General features: G+C 38.5%; 20 protein-coding genes and 2 riboswitches. Of the genes, 12 read left to right on the top strand and 8 right to left on the bottom strand.

What is annotated here, in order from left to right:
* The first annotated feature begins 39 nt into the window (after positions 1 to 39).
* Positions 40 to 1611 carry a glycosyl hydrolase family 28-related protein gene (locus tag AWM68_RS16545; RefSeq protein ID WP_066244362.1) on the top strand — a complete coding sequence of 524 codons (1572 nt, stop codon included), beginning with the start codon at positions 40 to 42 and terminating at the stop codon, positions 1609 to 1611.
* 19 nt (positions 1612 to 1630) lie between these two features.
* Here AWM68_RS16545 and AWM68_RS16540 read toward each other — a convergent pair whose 3' ends face one another.
* The 3 genes from AWM68_RS16540 to rlmN form a co-directional block, all read right to left on the bottom strand.
* Positions 1631 to 2173, bottom strand: a complete 543-nt coding sequence (locus AWM68_RS16540) for a GNAT family N-acetyltransferase (protein ID WP_066244361.1) — start codon at positions 2171 to 2173, stop codon at positions 1631 to 1633.
* A 14-nt stretch (positions 2174 to 2187) separates the two neighbouring features.
* Positions 2188 to 4140 (bottom strand): endonuclease MutS2, encoded by a 1953-nt coding sequence (locus AWM68_RS16535; RefSeq protein WP_066244357.1) that lies wholly within the window; start codon positions 4138 to 4140, stop codon positions 2188 to 2190.
* An 800-nt stretch (positions 4141 to 4940) separates the two neighbouring features.
* On the bottom strand, positions 4941 to 6020 hold the full coding sequence (gene rlmN / locus AWM68_RS16530; RefSeq protein ID WP_066244353.1) for a 23S rRNA (adenine(2503)-C(2))-methyltransferase RlmN: 1080 nt from the start codon (positions 6018 to 6020) through the stop codon (positions 4941 to 4943).
* A 320-nt stretch (positions 6021 to 6340) separates the two neighbouring features.
* Here rlmN and AWM68_RS16525 point away from each other — a divergent pair, with 320 nt between their 5' ends.
* Both AWM68_RS16525 and AWM68_RS16520 read left to right on the top strand, forming a co-directional pair.
* A complete protein-coding gene (locus AWM68_RS16525) occupies positions 6341 to 7831 on the top strand; it encodes a peptide MFS transporter (RefSeq protein ID WP_066244351.1) in 1491 nt (496 codons plus the stop codon).
* 699 nt (positions 7832 to 8530) lie between these two features.
* On the top strand, positions 8531 to 9022 hold the full coding sequence (locus tag AWM68_RS16520) for a GNAT family N-acetyltransferase (protein WP_066244347.1): 492 nt from the start codon (positions 8531 to 8533) through the stop codon (positions 9020 to 9022).
* Between the two features lie 133 nt (positions 9023 to 9155).
* Here the strand turns inward: AWM68_RS16520 and AWM68_RS16515 are convergent, their stop codons facing one another.
* The 3 genes from AWM68_RS16515 to AWM68_RS16505 all read right to left on the bottom strand — a co-directional run bounded on the left by AWM68_RS16515 (position 9156) and on the right by AWM68_RS16505 (position 11645).
* On the bottom strand, positions 9156 to 9335 hold the full coding sequence (locus tag AWM68_RS16515) for a hypothetical protein (RefSeq protein WP_066244344.1): 180 nt from the start codon (positions 9333 to 9335) through the stop codon (positions 9156 to 9158).
* An 87-nt stretch (positions 9336 to 9422) separates the two neighbouring features.
* On the bottom strand, positions 9423 to 10232 hold the full coding sequence (locus AWM68_RS16510) for a MetQ/NlpA family ABC transporter substrate-binding protein (protein ID WP_066244341.1): 810 nt from the start codon (positions 10230 to 10232) through the stop codon (positions 9423 to 9425).
* Between the two features lie 21 nt (positions 10233 to 10253).
* A complete protein-coding gene (locus AWM68_RS16505) occupies positions 10254 to 11645 on the bottom strand; it encodes an LLM class flavin-dependent oxidoreductase (protein WP_066244338.1) in 1392 nt (463 codons plus the stop codon).
* 114 nt (positions 11646 to 11759) lie between these two features.
* A riboswitch (SAM riboswitch) is annotated at positions 11760 to 11863 on the bottom strand.
* Between the two features lie 159 nt (positions 11864 to 12022).
* Positions 12023 to 12133: riboswitch (SAM riboswitch) on the top strand.
* A 292-nt stretch (positions 12134 to 12425) separates the two neighbouring features.
* On the opposite strand from AWM68_RS16505, the gene AWM68_RS16500 reads away from it, so the two are divergent.
* The 8 genes from AWM68_RS16500 to AWM68_RS16465 all read left to right on the top strand — a co-directional run bounded on the left by AWM68_RS16500 (position 12426) and on the right by AWM68_RS16465 (position 20860).
* Positions 12426 to 13583, top strand: coding sequence for an acyl-CoA dehydrogenase family protein (locus AWM68_RS16500; RefSeq protein WP_066244336.1), 1158 nt, complete (start codon positions 12426 to 12428; stop codon positions 13581 to 13583).
* A 122-nt stretch (positions 13584 to 13705) separates the two neighbouring features.
* Positions 13706 to 14488, top strand: coding sequence for a DUF817 domain-containing protein (locus AWM68_RS16495; RefSeq protein WP_066244333.1), 783 nt, complete (start codon positions 13706 to 13708; stop codon positions 14486 to 14488).
* Between the two features lie 460 nt (positions 14489 to 14948).
* Complete coding sequence (locus AWM68_RS16490) at positions 14949 to 15809, top strand: helix-turn-helix domain-containing protein (RefSeq protein ID WP_066244332.1); 861 nt, start codon at positions 14949 to 14951, stop codon at positions 15807 to 15809.
* A gap of 56 nt (positions 15810 to 15865) precedes the next feature.
* On the top strand, positions 15866 to 16246 hold the full coding sequence (locus tag AWM68_RS16485; protein WP_066245706.1) for a VOC family protein: 381 nt from the start codon (positions 15866 to 15868) through the stop codon (positions 16244 to 16246).
* 129 nt (positions 16247 to 16375) lie between these two features.
* Complete coding sequence (locus tag AWM68_RS16480; RefSeq protein WP_066244331.1) at positions 16376 to 17065, top strand: response regulator transcription factor; 690 nt, start codon at positions 16376 to 16378, stop codon at positions 17063 to 17065.
* On the top strand, positions 17062 to 18066 hold the full coding sequence (locus AWM68_RS16475; protein ID WP_066244328.1) for a sensor histidine kinase: 1005 nt from the start codon (positions 17062 to 17064) through the stop codon (positions 18064 to 18066). Before AWM68_RS16480 ends, AWM68_RS16475 begins: the two co-directional genes overlap by 4 nt.
* 96 nt (positions 18067 to 18162) lie before the next feature.
* Complete coding sequence (locus tag AWM68_RS16470; RefSeq protein WP_066244325.1) at positions 18163 to 18924, top strand: ABC transporter ATP-binding protein; 762 nt, start codon at positions 18163 to 18165, stop codon at positions 18922 to 18924.
* Entirely contained in the window at positions 18914 to 20860 is a 1947-nt protein-coding gene (locus tag AWM68_RS16465) for an ABC transporter permease (protein WP_066244323.1), read from the top strand. The genes AWM68_RS16470 and AWM68_RS16465 overlap by 11 nt, the downstream gene beginning before the upstream one ends.
* A gap of 109 nt (positions 20861 to 20969) precedes the next feature.
* On the opposite strand, the gene AWM68_RS16460 is transcribed toward AWM68_RS16465, so the two are convergent.
* Together AWM68_RS16460 and AWM68_RS16455 are read right to left on the bottom strand one after the other, a co-directional pair.
* Positions 20970 to 21746 carry a 3-hydroxybutyrate dehydrogenase gene (locus AWM68_RS16460; RefSeq protein WP_066244320.1) on the bottom strand — a complete coding sequence of 259 codons (777 nt, stop codon included), beginning with the start codon at positions 21744 to 21746 and terminating at the stop codon, positions 20970 to 20972.
* A 21-nt stretch (positions 21747 to 21767) separates the two neighbouring features.
* The gene (locus AWM68_RS16455; protein WP_066244318.1) at positions 21768 to 23054 is read right to left on the bottom strand and encodes a GntP family permease; all 1287 of its coding nucleotides are present in this window, start codon (positions 23052 to 23054) and stop codon (positions 21768 to 21770) included.
* A gap of 168 nt (positions 23055 to 23222) precedes the next feature.
* Between AWM68_RS16455 and AWM68_RS16450 the strand changes: the two genes are divergently transcribed.
* The gene (locus AWM68_RS16450) at positions 23223 to 24098 is read left to right on the top strand and encodes a LysR family transcriptional regulator (protein WP_066244315.1); all 876 of its coding nucleotides are present in this window, start codon (positions 23223 to 23225) and stop codon (positions 24096 to 24098) included.
* Positions 24099 to 24151: the final 53 nt, after the last annotated feature.

Below are 24151 nucleotides of genomic sequence, written 5' to 3'. Positions count from 1 at the left end.
AACTATAGTTCATTTATTTTAAAAGAGGTGATTATTACTTTGCTGCAATTAGATAAAAAACATAATCCCATGGAAAATAAAAGACTCATCGAAAAGTTAAATCGTGAAGAAGCCCTATCACAACCTGTTGATTTACTCACATCAGAAAACCTATTTAAGAATTCGAGCAAAAAGTGGTCACAGCATAAGAGTTTTAGTTTTGATTGGATAAAGTATATAACCAAAAGTTTTTTGATTAAAAAAGTCCTATATAACGATATACAAACAACTGATTGGGAGCTTGATGAAGAAGAGAATGTCTTTCCAAGTTGGATCAGTACGTTAGATCAGCAATACGAAGAACTGTATGACCATATAAAAGAGGAAGTAAACGTAATAGATTTTGGCGCAATTGGTGACGGCATAACAGACAATACAGAAGCGTTTCGGAAAGCAATAGGTAAAGGAAAGGTAATCGTTCGTATTCCAGAGGGGATTTATGTTACAAAAGGAATCAAATTGCCTTCATGGACAATTCTTTTAGGGGAAGGAAAGAACAAAACAACTTTAAAACTGCATGATCAATCATCAAAAGCAGAGTGGCTTATCACAAATAAGAATCACCTAAAGGGAAATCGCAACATAGCAGTCAAAGGAATGAGTTTGGACTGGAACATTGAACGATTAGGAGATGAAGAAAAGACGAGTGCCGGAAATAATCGATCTAGCTGTGTCACTTTTGCTAACGTTACGTATGGCTGGATGATGGACCTTGAGGCCATTACCCCCGGACTTCATTGTTTCGATGTCTCCTCTTCTGTTTATACGTATTTAGGGGATGGTACACGTTCAAGAGGAGGCAGCAAATACATTTGGTTAGATAATCTTAACGGATATGGATTTGGAGATGATGGGATTACAACTCACCACAGTGAATATATCTTTATTTCCAATTCCCATATGTGTGATCCTAGCGGCAGGTCTCATAAGAAAGGCTTTTCTAATTCTAATGGCATTGAAGTTGATGATGGATCACATAATGTATGGCTGTTAAACAACTCCACCACTCGCTGTTTTGGCGGAGTAGAAGTAAAAGCTCATCATAATGCTTCTGCTGCAACGAATGTACACATCTATGGACATATTTCGATCAATGACAACCGATCCTACAATTTTCGTCATATTGGCCATCATAAGGACATTGATCCACAATCAAAAACAGCACATCATATTACCGCAACAAATATTTATAGCATCGCTCCTAGTTATACTCATCTATACAGAGATTCAACACCACGAAGCCTAGTTGTCTCAGGATACAATCATGTTGTCATTAATGGGTTAACTATAATCGGCGATCCCTCCTACGATTATAAACAAAACCCGGTAATCGCCATTCAATACAGAGCTCGAAATGTCATACTAAATCAGATTTTCATTAAGAATTTTAAATCTGCCGGACCCGCTGTAAAAGTGTATGGAGGACCACATCGAGCTGATGATATCACTCTTTCTAACATTACCTGTGATCATACTTTTTCAAAAGCAGTTGATGTAGGACATGATATTGAAAACTCTAAAGTCCACAGCGTAATGATCCTTCCTGCAAACAAAGAGACATCTATCACTTGAATAGATGTCTCTTCTATTTCTATAAAATTTTCTCTAACTGAATGTCTAAAGGCTCTCTTTTTACGATCTCCATGTTGATTTCCTCGGCTTGTTTACATCCTACTGCTTCATAAAAGGCTTGTGATTCAATAGATGGATGAGCAGCGATGTATAATTTCGCAGCACCTAACTTCTTAGATTCTTTGCAGCATATCTCGAAAAGCATTTTCCCGACTCCTAGCCCTCTTGCCTCACTTGAAACATGGATGTAAGGAAGCTCAACATATTGATGGTTTGAGCCAAAACGTTCGCTCTCTACACTTGCAAAACCTACTAACTTCATCCCTTTATATGCGCCTGCGACGATGCCATTGTTTGTAACGCATAACATAAGTTCCTCAATCACTAACTTCTTCTTGGCAGCAGACCAGTCATCAATGAAACTGTCATCCTTCGTTTTGAATTCACCATCTTCAAGATACCATACCTTTTTTGTTTCCTGATACCTGCTAAAGTTGTCTAAGAGGTCTTCTGTTAAATCCGTTCGTTTTAAAATTTTATACAGAATTCTACTACTTTCCATCTCACTCCCCCCTCTTAAGTTTCTTCTCTTTCGATCGAAAGTCCCTCAATGTGACGCTTCTTCATGAGTTTATCTTTTTTTCGATTTTCTTTAGACTCAAAAACGATATCCATATCGTAGTTTTCAGGATAAAGCATCTTACCTTCAATATGGAGCTTCAGCCGTTTTTTATGGATGTAATGTTTTTGGTTTTCAACCATTACACCAAACTCTCCTTGGTTATTCTCTAATTCGAAAATAATCCCTGCTGTTTTTAGACTTGAAACAAAAACGCGGTCACCGATTTGAAAGACTGCATTTTGGAGACTCTCCGCTTTCTGTGGTTTTTTAATCTGATTTTTCACTTTTGAACGGGCATTATCTCTTAAATGAGTGATCTTTTCAAATCCTTCTGTGGAAAACATGCCTAAAACCTCATTGTCCACATGTGGATAACTTTCTTTTTGAGTGATTTGTTGTGCACGGTGGATAACCTCTTTCTCCATCCCGAGTTTGGTAGCGATCGCGAATGCCTGGCTTTTTCCTGCTTTACCTATTGTTAATGAATACATAGGCTGCAAAGTTTCTAAATCGAACTCCATCGATCCATTTTCAAAACCAGGTGTTAAAGCAGCAAATTCTTTTATTTCACTATAATGTGTGGTCGCTAGAATCATACTTCCTTTGCTGTACAATTTTTCAAGAATAGCAACGGCAAGGCCCATACCTTCAGATGGATCTGTTCCTGCTCCTAGTTCATCTAAAATAACGAGATCTTGTGGACCTGCATTTTTCAAAATCGATATAATATTTGTCATATGAGAAGAAAAGGTACTTAAAGACTGCTCAATGCTCTGTCCGTCTCCAATATCAACAAAGAGTTCTCTAAACACTGCAAAACAGCTGCCTTCTCCCACGGGTACATGAAGGCCAGACTGAACCATTAACGTCAACAACCCAACGGTTTTGATCGCAACCGTCTTTCCGCCTGTATTTGGACCCGTAATGATTAGGGATTGATAATTCTCACCCAAATTAAAATGTAACGGGACGCATTTCTCACCAAGAAGCGGATGCTTACCGTTATGGATACTAATCCTATTGTCTTGGTTGATTTCAACAACTCGAGCATCCATCGTTCTGCTATATTTTGCTTTAGCAAAAATAAAATCATAGTGGATCATCGCTTCAATCGTAATATGAAGCTCTCTCTCATATCCCGCTACCATTCCTGTCAGTATACCGAGTATCATTGAAATCTCGATCTCTTCTTCTGCTCGCAACATACTTATTTCGGTTTGCAGTTTCCGCACATCATTTGGTTCCATATAGACAGTTGCACCACTAGAAGATTGATCAAGGATCTGCCCATCAATATTTCGTTTAAATTTACTTTTAACCGGAATCACATAACGCCCATCTCTCATTGAAACGATTGGATCCTGCAGCATATCGCGATAAGCCGCTGACTTCATCATATGATCTAACTTTGATTTGATTCTTTCCTCTACTACGGCTATTTTTTTCCTGACTTTTAATAAGGCTTTACTGGCATGATCATCAACTCTGCCATTTCGGATACACCGATAGATTTCATCTCTTAAATCGCCGAGATCAAACATGGAGTATGCATAAGTGGATACTGCCGGTGCTAAAAAATTCTTATCCTTCATAAAACGCTGCATTCTTGTAACATTTTCGAGTAAGCCGTATATTAAAGTAAGCTGCTCAGGTGATAGGTTCAAACCTTTTTTCGGTATTTCAAGCACCTGTTCTAACCCATTTAAATTAGCGATCGGAACGCTAGCACTTTTCTCCAGAATCAGCTTAGCTTCAGTCGTATCTAACATCCACGATTTAATTATTGATAAATCTGAGGAAGGCTCAAGTTTTTCAATGACCCCTTTCGTAGCTGCATTCATTGCAAATGATCTAAGATTTTCTTTAATTTTGTTGTATTCAAGCATAGTAATGGTTTGTTTATTCAAGTGGATCTACCTCCAAAATTTTTTTCATTTAAAAAAATGATTTTTTATATCCCCTCCTCTAAACAGAGGCCAGGAACGTGCCAATAAAAAAAGACAGAAATGAACATTGTCATTTCTGCCTCATAGATAGACTTCACCCTAAAAAACTGCATAAAAAAATCGGCTCATAAGAAGAGTCCGCAGCATCAAGGAATGAATATGATGGCTTGTATCTGACCGCTGTTCTTAACTATTGGCGGCAACAAAAGAGCACAACAAATAAACCGGAGAACCCGTTTCATTTTTCTTTTGCATACCTGTATCCAAATTGTTTTAGTTAAGAACGACAACGCTCACAAACACACCATCCTTTCCACTGAATTACCATCATCATATGTAATTGTTTTACAGTTGTCAACTTAAGAAAAGAGACCCATTGAAAATGGGTCTCTTTCCTTTACGCTGTATTCGAATTTAATGTTGCTGCTTTTGAAAGTAGTATCATTGGACAGATTATTGGCTGAAATGGACAGATTATGGTGGAGATTGGACAGATTATGATGCCAATCGGACAAATTAATCTTTGAATCGGACAGATTAACCTTCGAATCAGACAGATTACCGTCACTATCAACAAAACTACTTCCACATAGGGGCAGTTTTAATGAGTAAACAACATATGGGGAGCGCGCAAACACCTCAAAGTGTGCTTACTGTCGACTTTTTAGAAAATACTGTCCACTTTTTGAGTTTTACTGTCCACTTCGCCATTTTTACTGTCCACTTCCATTCACCACACACTTTTAGTAAACAGCTTCCCATTAAGACTTAACAGATTGATCTTTATCCTTCTTGATCTGTTTACTCCTTAACTGGCCGCATGCAGCATCAATATCTGTTCCGTGCTCTTGACGGATTTTACAGTTGATGCCGTTTTTCTTGAGCGTATCATAAAAAGCTAGAACTGATTCTTGGTCACTTCGCTGATACTGACTATGCTCATCAACTGGGTTATAAGGGATCAAGTTAATATACGTTTTCTTCTTCTTGTCTTGGAAAAGTGCTGCAAGTTCAACAGCCTCTTCTACATGATCATTTACATCTTTTAATAGAATGTATTCAATTGTAATCCTGCGATTTGTTTTTTCAATATAATAGTTGATCGCATCCATTAGCTTTTCAACAGGAAAAGCTCGGTTGATCTTCATAATTCGTGTACGCAGTTCATTGTTCGGTGCGTGCAGGGATAAGGCTAGATTTACAGGGATGTTCACATCTGCAAACTCGTACATTTTATTAACGATTCCACTGGTTGAAACCGTAATGTGTCTGGAGCCGATCGCTAGACCCTTTTGGTCGATCATAATTTTTAAGAAGTCCACCATGTTCTCAAAATTATCAAATGGTTCGCCGATTCCCATTACAACGATATGACTTACTTTTTCTCCCTCACCCACTGCGTCTAAATGATGCTGAACATTCATGATTTGCTCAACAATTTCCCCGCTCGAAAGGTCTCTTGTTTTTGTTAACAAACCACTTGCACAAAAGCTGCACCCGATATTGCAGCCTATTTGGGTCGTAACACATACAGAGAGGCCGTACTTATGTCTCATAAGGACGGTTTCAATCAAGTTGCCATCCTGCAGTTTAAATAAAAACTTTACCGTTCCATCTGATGCTTCTTGCTTTACATGCTCACGAAGCGTTTGAATCGTAAAATTGTCGGTTAATAATTGCATACACTCTTCTTTAATATCGGTCATTTCCGAAAAAGTAGTTACCCGTTCTCTATATAGATAGTTCCAAACTTGTGTAGCGCGGAAGGGTTTATATCCATGCTGGCCGAGCCAGGCTGTAAGCTGTTCAATCGTTAATCCATAAATGGAGTTTCTGTTCATTGATCAAGACCTCTTTTCAAAACCTTAAACTTATTCTTCTATACTACTGAAATCTTACTCGTATCACAATGTTATAAGTATTTTCCCAACACCTTACAATTATTTTGATCCTTTTGTACATACTATCCGGGTAATTTCTATACAAAATTTATACACTTTTTATACTTTGTATTTGCATAGTTATAAGTGAAAACGGCTTCATAGGTTGTAATTTCCATTTACGAATGCATAAGAACCTGTAATAATAGATAAGCCGAAAACTTTTGACAATAATAAATATTTCAAAGTATTATATTTAATGAACTAAAGGAGGTTGTCTTATGTCAGACATCAATAGACAGAAAATTGCGGATAGTGTACCTCAAAAAGGCTTCTTTGGACATCCTAAAGGTCTATTCACACTATTCTTCACTGAGTTTTGGGAACGCTTTTCTTATTATGGGATGAGAGCGATCCTCATTTATTACATGTACTATGAGGTTTCTAAAGGTGGTTTAGGGCTAGAAGAGTCCACTGCTTTAGCTATTATGTCCATTTATGGTTCACTCGTATATATGTCAGGTGTAATCGGTGGTTGGTTAGCAGACAGAGTTTTTGGTACATCTAGAGCGTTATTCTATGGTGGTATTTTAATAATGATCGGACACATTGTCTTATCATTACCAGGCGATCTGACTATGTTGTTTATTTCAATGGTCTTTATCGTAATTGGGACAGGCTTACTTAAACCTAACGTTTCAAGCGTTGTAGGTGACATGTATTCACCTGAAGATAATCGCCGAGATGCTGGTTTCAGTATTTTCTATATGGGTATTAACCTAGGTGCTTTCATCTCTCCATTGATTGTAGGGGAAGTTTCAAAAACTAGCTTCCATCTAGGATTTGGGATTGCTGCACTTGGTATGCTTTTAGGACTAATCGTATTTGCTGTTACTAAGAAAAAGAATCTTGGTCTTGCAGGTACTTATGTGCCCAACCCATTATCACCTGCTGAGAAGAAAAAAGTTTCATTAATCGTTGGTATTAGTGTGGTTGCGTTAGCTGTAATCTTAGGTACAACAATCCCTGCTGGTATCTTTACATTAGACGTATTCATTACTCTAGTTGGTATTTTCGGTATTACCATTCCGACACTTTACTTTATCGTAATGTACCGCAGCCCAAAAACGACGGCAACCGAGCGTTCAAGAATTATCGCTTATATCCCGTTATTTATTGCTTCTGTAATGTTCTGGGCTATTCAAGAACAAGGGTCTACCATTCTTGCTGTATATGCAGACAAGCGTACAGACCTTGAATTTGCAGGTATCACAATTTCACCTGCTTGGTTCCAATCATTAAACCCATTGTTCATCATTGTTCTAGCGCCGTTATTCGCTTGGATCTGGGTGAAGCTTGGTGACCGTCAGCCGTCAGTACCTAAGAAATTTGCTTTAAGTTTATTATTTGCTGGACTATCATTCCTTGTTATTCTTCTGCCTGCATACTTTGGCGGAGAAGACGCACTAGTAAATCCATTATGGCTTGTTCTTAGTTATTTTATCGTTGTAATTGGTGAGCTTCTCTTATCACCTGTAGGTCTTTCTGCAACAACGAAACTTGCACCTGCTGCATTCTCAGCACAAACAATGAGCTTATGGTTCTTATCCAGTGCAGCTGCACAGGCAATTAACGCACAAATCGTTAAATTTTATACAGATAAAACCGAAATGATGTACTTTGGAGTAATTGGTGGAGTAGCCATTCTTCTAAGTCTTATCCTGTTCATGCTCGCACCAAAGATTCAAGTGTTCATGAAAGGTGTTCGTTAATAACAACATGCATAAAACCACTGATGTAATGGAATTGCCATTATGTCAGTGGTTTTTTTATTCATTCAAACAAATGTAGCTTTTATTTTAACAAACCATGCAGGAGTCCAAGCAATGTAAAAACCAAATACTCAAGGACATATATGTTTTCGTTGTTCTCTCACAATATCCATGAATGACTTCCACTTTATCTTCAAATCTTTTTCCTTAAATTATAAACAAAATTCTATCATTACTTGAACGTATGTATTTTTCTTAATCCATTTTTTCTAAAATCGTTATTTGTCCAAGCAATTGAGACAAGCTTGCGTAAGATAGGATAGAGGGGGAACAGAAGGTCCTCTTCTCTGAAGTTCGGTATAGAAGGGGGTGTCTATAGTGAGCCTACTACAAGCCCTTTTTGGTCCAAAGAAAAGAAAGAAAACTTGTAAAAAAAGACCAGCATAATTGGAAAATGCTAGAAAAGCCGGAGATTTCTCCGGCTTTTGCATTTGTATTTAACCTTTCATAAATAGGCCGATGCCTTTTTAGCTTAAGATGGGACAATATCCAAACTTTTTCATAGATAACCACATATAGTACAAGCATAGGGGATATTTCGGAATAACTGCATCAGTGTTTTTTGACAACCATTTAAGATACAATTTTGCTTTTTTTCATCAATCTTCCCTTTTCAAAGTAATACAAGGGGGAATATATTTGTATATTCGTAAACGGGTTCCTGGTAAAGACGATCCTTTATTAGCAGATTTAGTCGTTAATAACTTTCAAGTCCGCAGAGAGGTAATCGAGTTAATTTTAAAAATGGCGAATGAAGTCATGGTTATCTGTGAAAGCAATAACCAAATTGTAGGTTTTGTTTGTTATCGTTTTAGAATTGGAAACATGATTTTTGTGGACTATGTTGTTTTAGATACGAAGCATCAAGGAAAAGGGATCGCCAGCTCCTTTCTTCCAGTTTTCGAAAAACACTTGTTGGAACAAGGCATCCACACTGTTTTTGGTACAGTAGATGAGGACAATACCGATGCATTAAACGTATTTAAGCATTGGGGCTTTAAGGTACAAGGGCAAATCGGTTCAAGTATTGTCATTCAAAAAAATATTGAAACCTCTAACACTGATTCTTTGCCAAGTGAACGCTCTTCATATGTTAGAAAGTTGAATACACCTCCGTCACTTCGTCCATAGAAGAGAAGGAAATAGCAGACCTTGTTAAAGAGGTCTGCTTTTTTCTTGCATGTAAAAAGCTGACTTATGCCTTTGTCCTAGACAAAAGCATTGTCAGCTCATTTTTTAGTAGAAAAGATAAGGCTAATTGCGATTATCGATCTGATAGATTCTGTTGTATTTTCATCTTTTTAGATGCTTGTACATGACCATTCTTTGCGTTGAAGATCTCATCGATATATCTCTTATTCCAATCGAAATGAGTGTCTTGATCAGAGCAGATGCAGCCGCTTAAATCATACCGAAAAAGGCCGCAGTGCGGGCAGTTATTCAATAGAAGTCCCCCTTCCGAGTCAACATAGGATATTCTATGAAGGTTAAGGGAGTTGGTAACGGCTATTGGACAAGTTTTTTTGTCTATTTATTTACTCATCCAATCTGGCTTATGAAACTCTCCAAAATTACGCTCTATCACTTTTCTAAATTCTTCAGATTCTACTGCAGCTTTAAGATCTTTAGCAAGTTTGGAATTCTTATCATTTTCGAGTACAACAATTCGATTAATGATCTCCTCAGGCAGTTTGTCTTTAACAAGAGCATCCTTTAAGTCCAGACCTGAAGAGAGGGCAAAGTTTCCGTTCACTGCCGCGAGATCTACCGAGTCTAGTGTTCGTGGTGTTTGCGCAGCCTCTACTGGCTGAAACTTGAGATTTTTTGGGTTTTTAGTAACGTCTTTTTCAGATACTTTTAAAGGGTTTGCGGAATTATCAATCTCGATTAATCCGTTATCTCGTAAAACCGTTAACCCTCTCGATAAGTTAGTCGGATCATTTGCTAGAGTAACCGTGCTTCCAGGCTTTATTTCATCTAATGTTTTATATTTCTTAGAGTAGATGCCGATTGGTGCAGTGGGCACCGTTATAACAGAAGCGAGTTTCATATTATTCTCTTTTCCAAAGGCGTCCATATAAACCTTATGCTGAAAGAGGTTTGCGTCCAATGAACCGCTTTTTAATGAAATATTAGGCTGGACATAATCGTTAAACTCTTTCACTTCAACTTTGTATCCCTTTTTCTCAAGATACGGCTTTACTCCTTTTTCAAGCATATCACTGTATGGAACGGTAGCGCCTAGAGTAATTTCCTTTTTCTCGTTTTCTCCTGAAGCACCACAACCTGACAATAGAACACTAATAAAGACTGCAAATAAAAGTAATGAATATCTTCTCAATTTGTCTCTCTCCCCACTTTATTATTTACTTTCCACAAAGGCTCTTCTGAATTTTGCCGCCGGATGATCATTTGGCAATAGCGGCTCCCCTTGGGAGAATAATTTTTCTCGAAGTGTGCCTTGTTTATATTCTTTTTTGTACAGTCCTCGCTCTTGAAGAACGGGTACAACCAACTCCACAAAAGATTCTAGATCACCTGGTGTAACGAGATGGTTTAAGTTGAATCCATCTACTCCTGATTTTTCAAATTGAGCTTGTATACCATCTGCTACTTCTTCTGGGTTGCCGATGATAAAACTACTTCTATCTGGTGATTCAAAACGAGTTAATACTTCTCCCACCGTAAGCGGTTTTGGCGCATCGGTTGTAAGCATAGCCGCTTTATAATGTCCGCCCTCTGTGGATTTGTTGTAACCAAACGGAAGATCAGGATCTAACTCTTCATATTCGGCAATATCATAGCCGCTTGCTCCGTATTGCGCTTTTGCCGCTTCAGCACTCCAGACGCTTGTATATGCTTTAAACTTTTCTTCTGCTTCCTCAGTGGTATTTCCGACCACCACGTTTAAAAACGAAAAGATCTTAATGTTTTCTGGATTACGTCCATGTTTTACAGCGCGTTTACGAATATCGTCAGCATAAAAACGAATTCTTTCTGGTGTTGGTCCACCGACAAAAATACACTCTGCATGCTTTGCTGCAAAATCACGGCCCCGCTCTGATGTTCCAGCTTGATAGATAACAGGAGTCCGCTGTAAGGATGGTTCGCTTAAATGTGGCCCTTCCACTTTAAAATAGTGGCCATCGTGATTGATTTCATGAACTTTCTCAGGATCTACAAGCGTATTGGTTTCGTGGTCTTCAACAAATGCACCATCTTCCCAGCTGTTTTCCCAAAGCTTGTATGACACTTCTAGATATTCATCAGCAATGTTGTACCGTTCATCATGTTTGATCATATCCTCTAAACCAAAATTTCTTGCAGCGTTCGGCAAGTAAGACGTGACCACATTCCAAGCGATACGACCTTTTGTTAAGTGATCAAGTGTGGAAAAACGTCTCGCGTTGCCAAAAGGCTGTTCATACGTCGTACTGACCGTAATGGCAAACGATAGATTTTCAGTAACACTCGCCATCGCAGATATGAGAAGCGCTGGATCGTTTAAAGGCACTTGCAGTCCATCGCGGATCGACGGATGCTTGCTTCTTTTGTACACGTCATAAACACCTAGTACATCTGCAAAAAACACTGCATCAAACTTCCCCTTTTCGAGAAGTTTTGCGTATTCAATCCAATAATTCAGATCCTTATAGTTTCGGTGTCTCTTGTTCTCAGGGTGCTTCCAAAGGCCATGAGAATTATGCATGGCACTCGTCATCTCAAACGCGTTAAACAAAATTTCTTTACTCAAAATAAATTCCTCCGTATCCTGTATTTTCGTACCTGTTCCAAGAGAAAATAAAAAACCTCTTCACATGTAAGAAGAGGTTTGAAGATACGTCAAAAAAACATACGTATACGTTTCCTCTTATCTTTCAAGCGATTCCGCTTGCTGGAATTGGCACAGTACTAAAAATAGTTGTTGCCGAGGCTTCAAAGGGCCAGTCCCTCCACCTCTCTCGATAAGAAATCGATATTATTGAATTTATCAACAGAATATACAGGAATAAAAATGGTCTGTCAACGATTTATTTTAGAAATGAGTAAATGTTCTTAGTTTTCAGTTTTTAATTGACAGCGGTTTGCTTGATGCTTTATAGTGATGACTAATAAATGAATATTGTATGATTCTTATCAAGAGTCAGGGGAGGAACTGGTCCTATGATCCTGCAGCAACCGCTTTTTTAAAGAAAGGTGCTAATTCCAGCAGATGTTTTTTGAATGTCTGATAGATGAGAGAGCGTGTGAGCATCATGGAATTTACGTCCTCTTTCGTCTTTGAAAGAGGGCTTTTTTGTGCTTAGTTGTTCTTTGAAGTACTTGATAGCTGTTGATTTCCGTTTCAGGTGCTCGCTTTCCGTGGGGCAGGGGGTGAGCCACATTCTGGCGTTTCACTTTTAAGTGTCTCACCTCCCTTCCTGTCCCACAGGAGTCTCGCACCTTACACTACAATCAACTTTTCAATGAAGTCTTTTTATAAAATCAAAAGACCAAATTCTAAAACCAATTTAAAAAACTTTAGGAGGGAACCATGAGCATATCTTTGAGAAAAACCATTCAAAAAGATAGTTTTGAAGAAGCGATAAATACTGCTCTAGCATTAAAAGAAAACTTCAAGAAACGAGCAGAGCATGTAGATCGTGAAGGCGTTTTTCCCCATGAGAACTTTCAAGACCTGAAGAATCATAACTTTCTTTCTCTCACCATTCCAAAAGAATATGGTGGTAAGGGGTTAAACCTTCTCGAGTTTTTAACGATACAAGAGCATTTAGCTGAGGGAGATGCTCCTACTGCCCTTTCTCTTGGGTGGCATTTGGGTACCCTTTTAGAGGCGGCAGAAAACCGTCATTGGAGTGGTAATTCATTCGCTGATCTTAGCCGGAAAGTTGTGGAACATAAAGCACTCATTAATTTGGCTCAAACAGAGCGTGCAACAGGAAGCCCTTCTCGAGGGGGTATGCCTACTACATCTGCCGTAAAGAAAGCAGATGGATGGCTGATCAACGGAAGCAAAGCTTTTACGTCTATGGCAGAAGCCCTTGATTTTTCGGTCATTACAGCGACGATCTCAGGAACCAATCATAAAGGATTTTTCTTAGTGAACCACCAAGAAAAAGGCGTTTTTGTTAAGGAAACTTGGGACAGCATCTCGATGAGAGGTACAAAGAGTGATGATCTGCTATTAAAAGACGTTTACGTACCACAGGAAAATCTTCTTGTCATAGAAGATGGGAAGAACAGCATACCAAAGGGCTGGTATTTGCAGGTGCCTGCTGTATACCTGGGTATTGCAAAAGCAGCGCGGAATTATGCAATTGCATTTGCATCAGAGTATAGTCCTAACACTTTATCAGGACCTATCTCAGACGTACCAGAAGTAAGAAGAAAGATTGGAAAGATAGAACTTGAGCTCTTTCAGGCAAGAACCATTCTTCATGCCGTTGCTGAAAAATGGGTAAACCACCCAGAACAACGTCAAAATCTAGCGACAGAACTCGCTGCTGTTAAGCATTCTGTAACAAACAGCGCAAACAGAGTCGTTGATCTCGCGATGAGAATCGTTGGAGCTAGAAGTCTTTCTGTACAAAACCCGCTGCAGCGGCATTTTCGAGATGTGAGAGCTGGCCTTCATAATCCGCCAACAGATGATGCGATCGTCTATTCATTAGCAGATGCAGCACTTAAATAAAAGAAGTCAACTAACAGATTCATGTTAAACTAAACATTTTTTTGTATGATGAGTTTTACATCACCATAGGTTATTATGGATACAATATATTTCCATATCAATCGATAAAAGGTGGTTTACTCATGAGGGCGCTTCTGCAATTCACTTATTTACAAGCACTTTCTTGCATCTTTCCAGTCATCATCTTTGGTGCGTTAGCTCTTTCAAAATTCGTCAGCATTCCGCTCATCCCACGATACGATTTCATACTTCTTTTATGTCTCATCACACAGGTTGCCATGATCGTAACGAAGCTTGAAACGATAGATGAACTAAAAGTCATCTGTGTCTTTCACTTGATCGGCTTAGCTCTTGAGCTTTTTAAAGTACATATGGGATCTTGGAGCTATCCTGAAGAAGCCTATTCTAAAATTTACGGTGTACCTCTCTACAGCGGTTTTATGTATGCAAGTGTTGCTAGCTATATTTGTCAAAGCTGGCGGAGGTTAGATCTTCAGATTACGGGTTGGCCGAATTCTCTTTTTTCTTTTGGAATATGTGTAATGATCTATTTAAACTTTTTTACCCATCATTACTCGTTTGATGCCAGGTGGATTCTAATTCTGCTCTTATTTCCTATCTTTTATAAGACAGTTGTACATTATACGATTAATGACCGTGTCTATAAGATGCCAATCCTTCTTTCTTTTTTGCTGATTGGATTTTTTATCTGGATTGCGGAGAACATTACAACGTTTCTTGGAGCCTGGCAGTACCCTAATCAGGAAGCGTCTTGGTCACTCGTTCACATTGGTAAGATCAGCTCTTGGTTCTTGCTTGTCATTATCAGCATCATTATCGTTGCACAATTAAAACGAATTAAAAGCCACCAAGACGATATTTTTTCTCATACGAAACACCTTTAAGCTCGGCAAGCTTTCAGGTGTTTTTTCTTTGTTTAGCTCCATCTCAACAAATCAGCAAGTTGATGTACTTTCCATTTGACGTACCAAATTTACGATTTTCGTATTCAGATACACACATGCAGTTAAGTCAGCAGTCTAGAGAAATTACCGTTCGTGAGCTCCCAATTACAAAGACCCATGTCTGTGGTTTCTAGAAATGTTTAAAAGTGACGATCGTTAAATCAATGCATGGCATTAGCTTGCTCAGACGAACTTACATGCAAGTCCTGTGCTGATGCGTTCACTTAGAAAAGAAAAATGGCCAGTGGTTAAGTATGATTGATTCATTCTGTAGAAATTAATAAATCATCACCTTCTTTTTTTAATGTTTCATGTGGAACATTGTTAAGAATAATACGCTAAGGAACACGCTTTAAGGTATAATTTACCTATTACAAACTCTGCCGAGGAGAGCTGCAAAATGGCTGAGAAAAGCACATCAAACTACATACTACATGCAAGTAGCAATCAATACCATTGGGAGGGTAACGGACTTCTCTCTATTAAAACCTTCTCAAATGGAAAGGCTCATTACAAAACGAATAAAGGGTATTTTGCAGTCGAAGAAGGACGTTATCTGCTCCTTAATGAAGGTCCATATGCCATCTCTATCGAAGAACGCAGTGAGGTCGAATCCTTCTGTGTTTTTTTCCAAGAGCATTTTGCAGGAGATGTTTTACGAAACATGTCCCATTCAGCGAACAAGCTGCTGGATGATCCTTTTAACAACATTCCTTCTGCTGCATTTTTTGAAAAAACCTATGAAACAAGCAATCGCTTAATGTATGTGCTCGATCATCTCAAAGAAAGTGCCAGTGAATATACAAATGATTTACACTTGTTAGATGAACAGTTTCATCTTATTATGGAAATTCTCCTCATGGAACAAACAAAGACATTCCGAGAAGTCGGTCGGCTTGACGCCGTACATTTGTCTACTCGTGAAGAGATTTATAAGAGAGTCAGCATTGCACATGAATATATTAGAGCTTTTTATGATAAGCGGCTTACATTAGAAGAGATTGCAGCCATTTCATGTTTGTCCCCTAATCATTTATTAAGAAATTACTCAGCCATCTATAAGAAAACACCTTTTCAGGACATCACTGAACGAAGAATCGCTAAAGCCATCCTTCTGTTAAAGCATACAGATTACTCAATGACCGATATTACATTTGAAATCGGACTGAACAATCCTGTTTCATTCAGCAAACTGTTCAAACAGCATGTTGGACTCTCTCCCCTTCAATATCGAAAAAAGGTGATATTGGATAAGAATTAATTCTTAAGATTGTTTATGATGATTGAAGAAAATGAAAAGGAGAGATCAGTATGACGATTCAAACGAATGTTATTCAAAACGTGGGACAGCTTGCCGTACCGGTTCATAACATAAAGAGGTCGATTACTTTTTATGAGGAGATCTTAGGGTTGAATCTATTATTTCAGACGGATACGATGGCATTCTTTGACTGTAACGGACTTAGAATCATGTTAACCCTGCCTGAAAAAGAGGAATTTGCTCATTCTAGCTCTGTTATTTATTTTAACGTGGCCGACATCAAGCAAGCCTACAGCACGCTTCAGGAAAAAGAAGTAACATTCATCGATTCACCGCACATCGTTGCAAAAATGGGAAATACAGAAACGTGGATGGTATTCTTTAAAGATTCTGAAGGAAATACACACGGTTTGATGAGTGAAGTTGACGTTTTATAGTTCCTCAAAGGATCCTCTCGTAAAGGATCCTTTTTATATGATCCAAAGTGAGCTTGCAGCCTTAGTAGTAAATATCCAGGTTTTGCTATAAAATCTAACCATACAACTTTTATGATGTGGTGATAAAGTATGTTTAAGATTCTGCTTATAGAAGATGACTCAACACTATTTAACGAGATAAAAGAACGTTTAGCTCAGTGGTCTTATGAGGTGTATGGTATTACTGACTTTACTCATGTCATTCAAGAGTTTACTACGATTAAACCTGATTTAGTCATCATTGATATCCAGCTTCCTAAATTTGATGGTTTTCATTGGTGCAGAAATATCCGCTCTCATTCTAATGTTCCCATTATCTTTTTATCTTCTCGTGACCATCCAAGTGACATGGTGATGTCTATGCAGCTTGGAGCGGATGATTTTGTTCAAAAGCCCTTTCATTTTGACGTTTTAATCGCTAAAATTCATGCTATCTTACGTCGTGTTTATAACTACAACACCGAGGCCGTGTCCTTGAAATCATGGTGCGGGGCAACCATTGACTATGAGAAGAATTTAGTTGCAAACGATAAAGGGTCTGTAGAACTGACAAAAAATGAAGTGTTTATTCTTAAGCTTCTGATCGAACAAAAAAATAAAATCGTTAGCCGTGATAATCTTATAAACAGCTTATGGGATGATAAGCGGTTTATTAGTGATAACACGCTGACCGTCAACGTAAATCGCCTCCGAAAACGTTTAGATGAGATCATGTTAGGCCAATATATTGAAACCAAAGTTGGCCAAGGCTATATGGCGATTGAAGAGAATAACGTATGATTAAGCACTTTATAACAGAAAGGCGAAGCTGGATTTTGTTCTTCCTTTTACAACAGCTGATTTTATTATTCGGCGCTTATGTTGACCCATCCATTTCCCTGTCAGCTGTGGGTTATTTTGTTTTTTTATTTTCAATTCTCTTCTTTTTGTTCTTATTTTTACGTTATCAAAAAGAAACGATTTACTATAAACAACTAGAAGAACGTATAAATGACATGGATCCTTCTTGTCTTCCAACTGCCCGCTCCCCTTTTGAAACGATTGTAGAGAAAAGTATCTTAGAACAAACTCAACATTTAAACCAAGCCGCTTCAAAAATTAGAACGGAGATTGAGCAAGAAAAAGATGAGATGTTATCTTGGATTCATGAAGTAAAAACACCTTTAACCGCATTACACTTAATGATTCAACGGATAGACGATAAATCATTAAAAGCTGACTTAACCTATGAGTGGCTGCGCATTCACCTTCTGCTCGATCAGCAGCTTCATCAAAAGAGAATTCCTTTTATTAAAAATGACCTTTATATGGAGAACACTGATTTAGAAACTCTTCTTTTTTCCGAACTAAAAACACTGCAGTCGTGGTGTATACAAAAAGGAATAGGATTTGATCTTGATCTGCAGATTACGCATGTTTTAACGGATACAAAGTGGCTTGCGTTTATCATCCGGCAGATCCTTACCAACGCCGTAAAGTATAGCGATGATTCCGATATCAGGATAAAAAGTTATGAACAAGATGAACGCACCTATCTTGAAATAACGGACTTTGGACGTGGAATTGACGCGCGTGATCTATCTCGTATTTTTGATAAAGGGTTCACTTCAACTTCTCAACATCATGATCAAGCGTCAACCGGTATGGGGTTGTATTTAGCTCAGAAAGCAGCGAATTCTCTTCATATAAAAATCTCTGCAGCGTCAAAGCTGCATGATGGAACGACCTTTACCCTTGTTTTCCCTAGTAAGAATGAATTTCATCAGATTATGGGCATGTGACAAAAGTGTCACATGCTTTTGTATTTTGTTCGGTCAATAGAAGGAATAACAGATGAACTCTTTCTATACTAAAACTATCAGAGAGGGGTTATGGAAATGAGTATTTTGAACGCAGTTAAACTTCATAAAAGTTACGGTACTAAAAATAATAAACAGCACGTCCTAAAAGGGATTGACTTAAACGTTGAAAAAGGGGAATTTGTAAGTATTATGGGGGCTTCCGGGTCTGGGAAAACAACATTGCTAAATGTCCTTTCCTCGATCGACCGGGTAAGCGAAGGCACCATTCATATTAATTCTGTAGAAATGACAGCTATGAAAGAAAAACAGCTTGCTGAATTTCGCAAGAACCATCTCGGGTTTATCTTTCAAGACTATAACTTATTAGACACGTTAACGGTGAAAGAAAATATTTTATTGCCTTTATCCATTTCAAAGACACCAAAGAAAACAGCCGAACAAAAATTCGAAATGGTAGCGGATGAGTTAGGCATTCATGACATTAAGGACAAATATCCAAATGAAATTTCAGGTGGTCAAAAGCAGCGTACTTCCGCTGCTCGAGCATTTATACATGAGCCGAGTATCATCTTTGCAGATGAACCAACAGGTGCTCTTGATTCAAAATCTGCATCTGATTTATTAAATAAACTGAGTGCTCTCAATGAAAATCGTATGGCCACCATATTAATGGTGACACATGATCCGGTTGCCGCAAGCTATTGCAGCCGTGTGGTGTTCATTAAAGATGGACAGATCTACACGCAATTGATGAAAGGCGACCAAGATCGACAGAACTTCTTTAAAGACATCATGAAAACGCAAGGTGTTTTAGGCGGTGTCCACCATGAACATTAATCAGCTTATTCTCCGAAATAGTAAGAAAAACTTGAAAAACTATTACCTATACGTTTTTGCCTTAATCTTTAGTTCAGCTCTTTATTTCGCATTTGTTACGCTGCAATATGATCCCTCCATGGATTCCGTTGAAGGCTCTGTGAAAGGAGAAGCATCCATACGCGCTGCTTCTGTCTTGCTTGTCATTATTGTTAGTATCTTTCTGTTATACGCCAACACCATTTTTATTAAAAGACGAAGTAAAGAAATCGGATTGTTTCAGTTGATCGGCATGACCAAAAGTGAAATATTCCGTATGCTAACTGTTGAAAATCTCATACTCTATTTCGGAAGCTTAGGAATCGGCATTTTTGCTGGCTTTTCTTTTTCGAAATTAATTATTTTAATACTGTTTAAGACAACTGGGGTTGAAGCAATCGCAACTCTACGTTTTTCAACACACGCTCTTATTCAGACGGTTATTGTTTTTTCTGCTATCTATCTATTTATTATGTTAACGAATTACATCTTTATAAAAAAACAAAGTATACTCGCTTTGTTCCGAGTCATTTCTTCAACGGAGAACAAAATGAGAAAAATCTCTGTTTTGGAAATCATTATCGGTGTTATCGGATTGCTTCTGATCATGACGGGCTATTTCATTTCCTCTAAGCTATTTGGCGGGGATTTTACAACGATGCCTGAGTTATTCGGTGCCATGATCGTCATTCTTGCATCAGTCATACTAGGAACTTATTTCTTTTACAAAGGATCTGTTAGCTTTATCTTTAACGTGATCAGAAAGCGAAAAGACGGATATTTATCTATTAATGAAGTGATGTCACTTGCATCTGTTATGTTTCGCATGAAATCTAACGCCTTGCTCTTAACCATTATTACGACGGTATCCGCCCTATCCATTGCTTTGCTATGTCTTGCCTATATCTCTTATTATTCAGCAGAAAAAACAGCGCAGGATCGTATACCACATGATTTTTCTATTATCCAAAGAGAAACTGCAGATCGCTTTGAGGCAGCTTTAAAAGAAAAAGAGATAGCCTACACGGAAACATCCATTGAGGTCATTCAATCAACCGTGAACGCCGGACAACTTGTTGATCGAAGTCTTGAAGATTTAGTCATCGATCCAAAGGCGATGCCTCTTCCCCTAATTAGTGATAAGTCTGTTGATTGGATAGATGTTTCACCAGACGAAACGGTGTTTACTGGTTATAACGATCTTCTGCAGAAATTTATGCCTTTAAAAAATTCTGGGACCATTCAGTTGAAAGGAAAGACGAAGGTCATCTCCCAAACTTACGAAGGACTGAAGCAAGAACACCCTGTTTCCTGGTACTTTACAGGAGGCGGTGTACCTGTTGCCATTGTAGATGATACGGTTTTCAAACGTATCAAAAAAGATTTAGATCCTAAAATTCAGAAGGAATCTAATCTCTATATTGGCGTTGCAATTAAGGATCGCGAAAAGCTTGAGGAAGCGGATAAACTTTTTAAATCCACGGGAACACACGAAAAACTCTACAATGAATCACGATATGAAATCAGCAGCAATCAAAAGAAAAACATGGGACTCATGATGTTTATCGTAGGTTTCTTAGGACTTACTTTCCTTATTACATCTGGCTGTATCCTCTATTTTAAACAGATGGATGAAGGTGAGAATGAAAAATCAAACTATACCATATTGAGGAAGTTAGGATATACACAAGGAGATCTCTTAAAAGGAACTCAGTATAAGCAACTATTTAATTTTGGTATCCCTTTAATGATTGGCTTACTTCACAGTTATTTCGCCGTACAATCTGGCTGGTTCTTATTTGGTGCTGAAGTTTGGACGCCGATGATTATCGTGATGGTCGTCTATACGATCCTTTATTCGATATTTGGCTTGTTATCTGTTCTTTATTATAAGAAAGTCATTAATGAGGCTTTATAAAGCTTAGCTCTTGCCTTTTGGCTGGAGCTTTTTTATATGAATTGAGAATTTCTCATATAGGAAAGAGTAAAAAACCCCTCAGCACTCCTGTGCTGAGGGGTTTCCAGGTTTATTGAGCTGTATAACCGCCATCAATGACGATGGCTTGTCCTGTTACGCTCTTCGCTTTATCGCTTGATAAAAACATGGCATAGTCTGCAATCTCGCTTACATCCATAAGACGTTTTTGCGGTACTAGCGGATAGATAACTTCTTCAAGAACTTTATCTAAGGATACATTTCTTGTTTTTGCTAAATCTTCTAATTGACCGCGAACAAGTGGTGTATCCACATAACCTGGGCATAGGGCGTTAACCGTTACGCCTTCAGCTGCTGATTCTAGTGCTGCAACTTTTGTAAGGCCAATTACACCATGTTTTGCACTGTTGTAAGCCGCTTTTCCAGCAAATCCAATCAAACCATTAATCGATGAAATGTTGATGATGCGTCCAAAGCCTTGTTTCTTCATGATCGGCATCACGTGCTTTGTTGCGATGAATGGTGCCGTCAGCATGATCTTAATCATCAGTTCAAATTTATCTGTAGGGAACTCTTCGATGGGTGATACATGCTGAAGACCTGCATTGTTAATTAAAACATCTACTCGCCCATACTCTTTGTGTGCTGTTTCGATCATGTTCTTAATATCTTCTTCACTTGTAACATCAGCTTTAAGGCCGATCGCTTCATGCCCAAGATTCTTAAGTTCTTCCGCAGCCTTCTTCACTCCTTCAGCATTAAGATCTGTTAAGACCACTTTGCTTCCGTTTTCAGCAAACACTTTTCCGATTTCAAAGCCAATACCGCTTGCAGATCCTGTAATAACAACTACTTTATTTTCTACCATACGACTCACTCCTAAAATTTTTTATATAATACCCATACTTGCCATGATGATTCCGACAATTACAGCTATTGTAGGTATGATTAAAGCTACAACAAACACATCTTTATAGGTTTCCTTGTGCGTTAATTGTGTTACCGCAAGAAGAGTCAGCAATGCGCCGTTATGCGGAAGGATGGATGCACCAGATGCAATGGATGCCATTCTGTGGAACGCTTCTGGACTCATGCCTGTTGACTGTGATAATTCATAATACGTATTGCCAAGCGCTTGTAAGGCAATTCCCATCCCGCCTGATGCAGAACCTGTGATCATTGCCAGAAGCTGAACCACTAGTGATTCGGATACAAGCGGATTGCTCGAGATGCCTAAAAGCATATCCGTAATGTTGTCAAAGTCAGGCACACTTGTTACGACAGCACCAAAACCAACAGCTGCACTCGTGTTGATGATTGCCATAACAGAGCCTTTCGCTCCTTCGTTCATAGATGGAATGAACGTCTTGTATTGCTTCACATTAATAAGTAGAATGGCTAAAATTCCAGCTAATAGGGATGGAATAGGAGCTACTTTTAAGAAATTAAGTAAAATGACAACGACTAGTAAAGGTACTAATGAAAGAATCCAGTTTGGGAGGTTACCCTCTTCTTCATCTTCATTTTCTTTTGATCGATCCGGCTCTGTATATTTCTCTCCAGCTGCTGTTAATCGTTTTTCTCTAAACTTCAGCCAGAAGTATCCGCCTACAGCCATAATAAGCGTTGCAACAATACCGATAATGGTACCCGCCATCGGTGTTGTTTTAAACGTGTTCATCGGGATTAAATTTTGGATCTGAGGCGTTCCTGGTACGGCCGTCATCGTAAACGTGAAAGCACCAAGAACAATTGTCGGTGCGATCAGCCTTCTCGAGATATCCGCTTTTTTAAATAAAGCTAGAGCAATCGGATAGATTGCGAATACAACAACGAAGAGACTCACTCCACCATATGTCAGTACAGCTGATGCTACTAGTACGCCGAGTATGGCACGTTTTTCCCCTATAAACTTTGTAAACTGAATAGCAACCGATTTTGCTGCTCCGGTATCTTCCATCAGCTTTCCGAGTACTGCTCCTAATAAGAAGATTGGAAACCAAGCTTTTGCGAAATCCACAAAGCCAGTCATATACGTATTTGTATAGGCGTCCATAAGGTCTAAACCGCTCATTAGCGCAACAATTCCAGCTACGATTGGCGCAACCCAAATGATCGACCAGCCGAGGTAAGCAAAAAACATCAATAGAGCTAGACCTATAATAATACTAATCAAAATCTTTCCTCCTTTTTGTATATAAAAGAGTGCGCTTTCATCATTTGGCACTTCTTTAAAAATGGTTTCTTTGCACGAAGGACATTTTACTCTTGTGCTATAAATAAGTAAAATGAATTATAACTATTACTAGTATGAGAAAAAGTTATAGATTGGGAGTTAATAAATATGGATATTCGCCAGCTCACTTATTTTCACGCAGTTGCAAAGTATAAAAGTTTTACAAAAGCTTCAGGAGTTTTGCACCTCTCTCAGCCCGCTCTCAGTAAAATGGTTAAAAGTTTAGAAGATGAACTTGAAATGGAGCTGATCGACCGATCTTCCAGAAAAATCGAGCTTACTGAAGCGGGTGAGATCGTCTTCGAACAAAGTAGAATGATACTCGATTCTCTCGACAATCTCTCCGCGAATTTGTACGACTTGATGCATTTGAAAAAAGGCAAAATCAAAATAGGAATACCACCTCTTATCGGTTTCTTATTTTTCCCAAAACTCATTAAGAAATTCAAAACACGCTACCCCGACATTAAAATTCAGATGGTCGAACACGGGGCGAACGAAATTCAGCAAGAAGTTCATGATGGCCTATTGGATCTTGCCATTGTCGTCTTACCTGCAGACCAAGAAGAGTTCGAAGTCGTGAGTTTTATAGAAGAACAGCTATTGTTATTTGTTCACTCTTCTCACCCTTACGCAAACCGAAAAACAGTTGAGATGAAGGAGTTGAGTGAAGAACTTTTTATTCTGTTTAAAGAAGGATTTACACTGCATGACAGGGTGATTCATGAGTGTTTAAAGGCAGGATTTCACCCGAAAATTTCATACGAAAGCTCACAGTGGGATTTTATCAGCGGTATGATCGGTGAAGGTTTAGGGGTTTCTATCTTTCCACAATCTATTTCAGAGAAAGTAGATTCCGATTCGATAAAAGCGATTCCAATTGTTAATCCAACTCTTCCCTATCAATTAGCAATCATCAAAAAGAAAGGCAAATATGTTACGTTCGCAACACAGGAGTTTATACATATGCTGCTGGAAGAATAGATGTCGTTTTAAGGCTGGTTTCGCGGTGGTGTTGGGTTTTCACGGTACGTGTT

Origin of the sequence: Fictibacillus phosphorivorans, assembly GCF_001619875.1 — a bacterium.
Classification (GTDB): domain Bacteria; phylum Bacillota; class Bacilli; order Bacillales; family Fictibacillaceae; genus Fictibacillus; species Fictibacillus phosphorivorans_B.
Note: the sequence above shows the minus strand (reverse complement) of the source record. Positions and strands in the feature narration are given on the sequence as shown.

Bases quoted from the DNA above. Each gene is read 5' to 3' on its own strand.
- AWM68_RS16540 (WP_066244361.1), bottom strand. From the start codon at position 2,173: ATGGAAAGTAGTAGAATTCTGTATAAAATTTTAAAACGAACGGATTTA.
- rlmN (WP_066244353.1), bottom strand. From the start codon at position 6,020: ATGAACAGAAACTCCATTTATGGATTAACGATTGAACAGCTTACAGCC.
- AWM68_RS16525 (WP_066244351.1), top strand. From the start codon at position 6,341: ATGTCAGACATCAATAGACAGAAAATTGCGGATAGTGTACCTCAAAAA.
- AWM68_RS16500 (WP_066244336.1), top strand. From the start codon at position 12,426: ATGAGCATATCTTTGAGAAAAACCATTCAAAAAGATAGTTTTGAAGAA.
- AWM68_RS16495 (WP_066244333.1), top strand. From the start codon at position 13,706: ATGAGGGCGCTTCTGCAATTCACTTATTTACAAGCACTTTCTTGCATC.
- AWM68_RS16490 (WP_066244332.1), top strand. From the start codon at position 14,949: ATGGCTGAGAAAAGCACATCAAACTACATACTACATGCAAGTAGCAAT.
- AWM68_RS16480 (WP_066244331.1), top strand. From the start codon at position 16,376: ATGTTTAAGATTCTGCTTATAGAAGATGACTCAACACTATTTAACGAG.
- AWM68_RS16475 (WP_066244328.1), top strand. From the start codon at position 17,062: ATGATTAAGCACTTTATAACAGAAAGGCGAAGCTGGATTTTGTTCTTC.
- AWM68_RS16470 (WP_066244325.1), top strand. From the start codon at position 18,163: ATGAGTATTTTGAACGCAGTTAAACTTCATAAAAGTTACGGTACTAAA.
- AWM68_RS16465 (WP_066244323.1), top strand. From the start codon at position 18,914: ATGAACATTAATCAGCTTATTCTCCGAAATAGTAAGAAAAACTTGAAA.
- AWM68_RS16460 (WP_066244320.1), bottom strand. From the start codon at position 21,746: ATGGTAGAAAATAAAGTAGTTGTTATTACAGGATCTGCAAGCGGTATT.
- AWM68_RS16450 (WP_066244315.1), top strand. From the start codon at position 23,223: ATGGATATTCGCCAGCTCACTTATTTTCACGCAGTTGCAAAGTATAAA.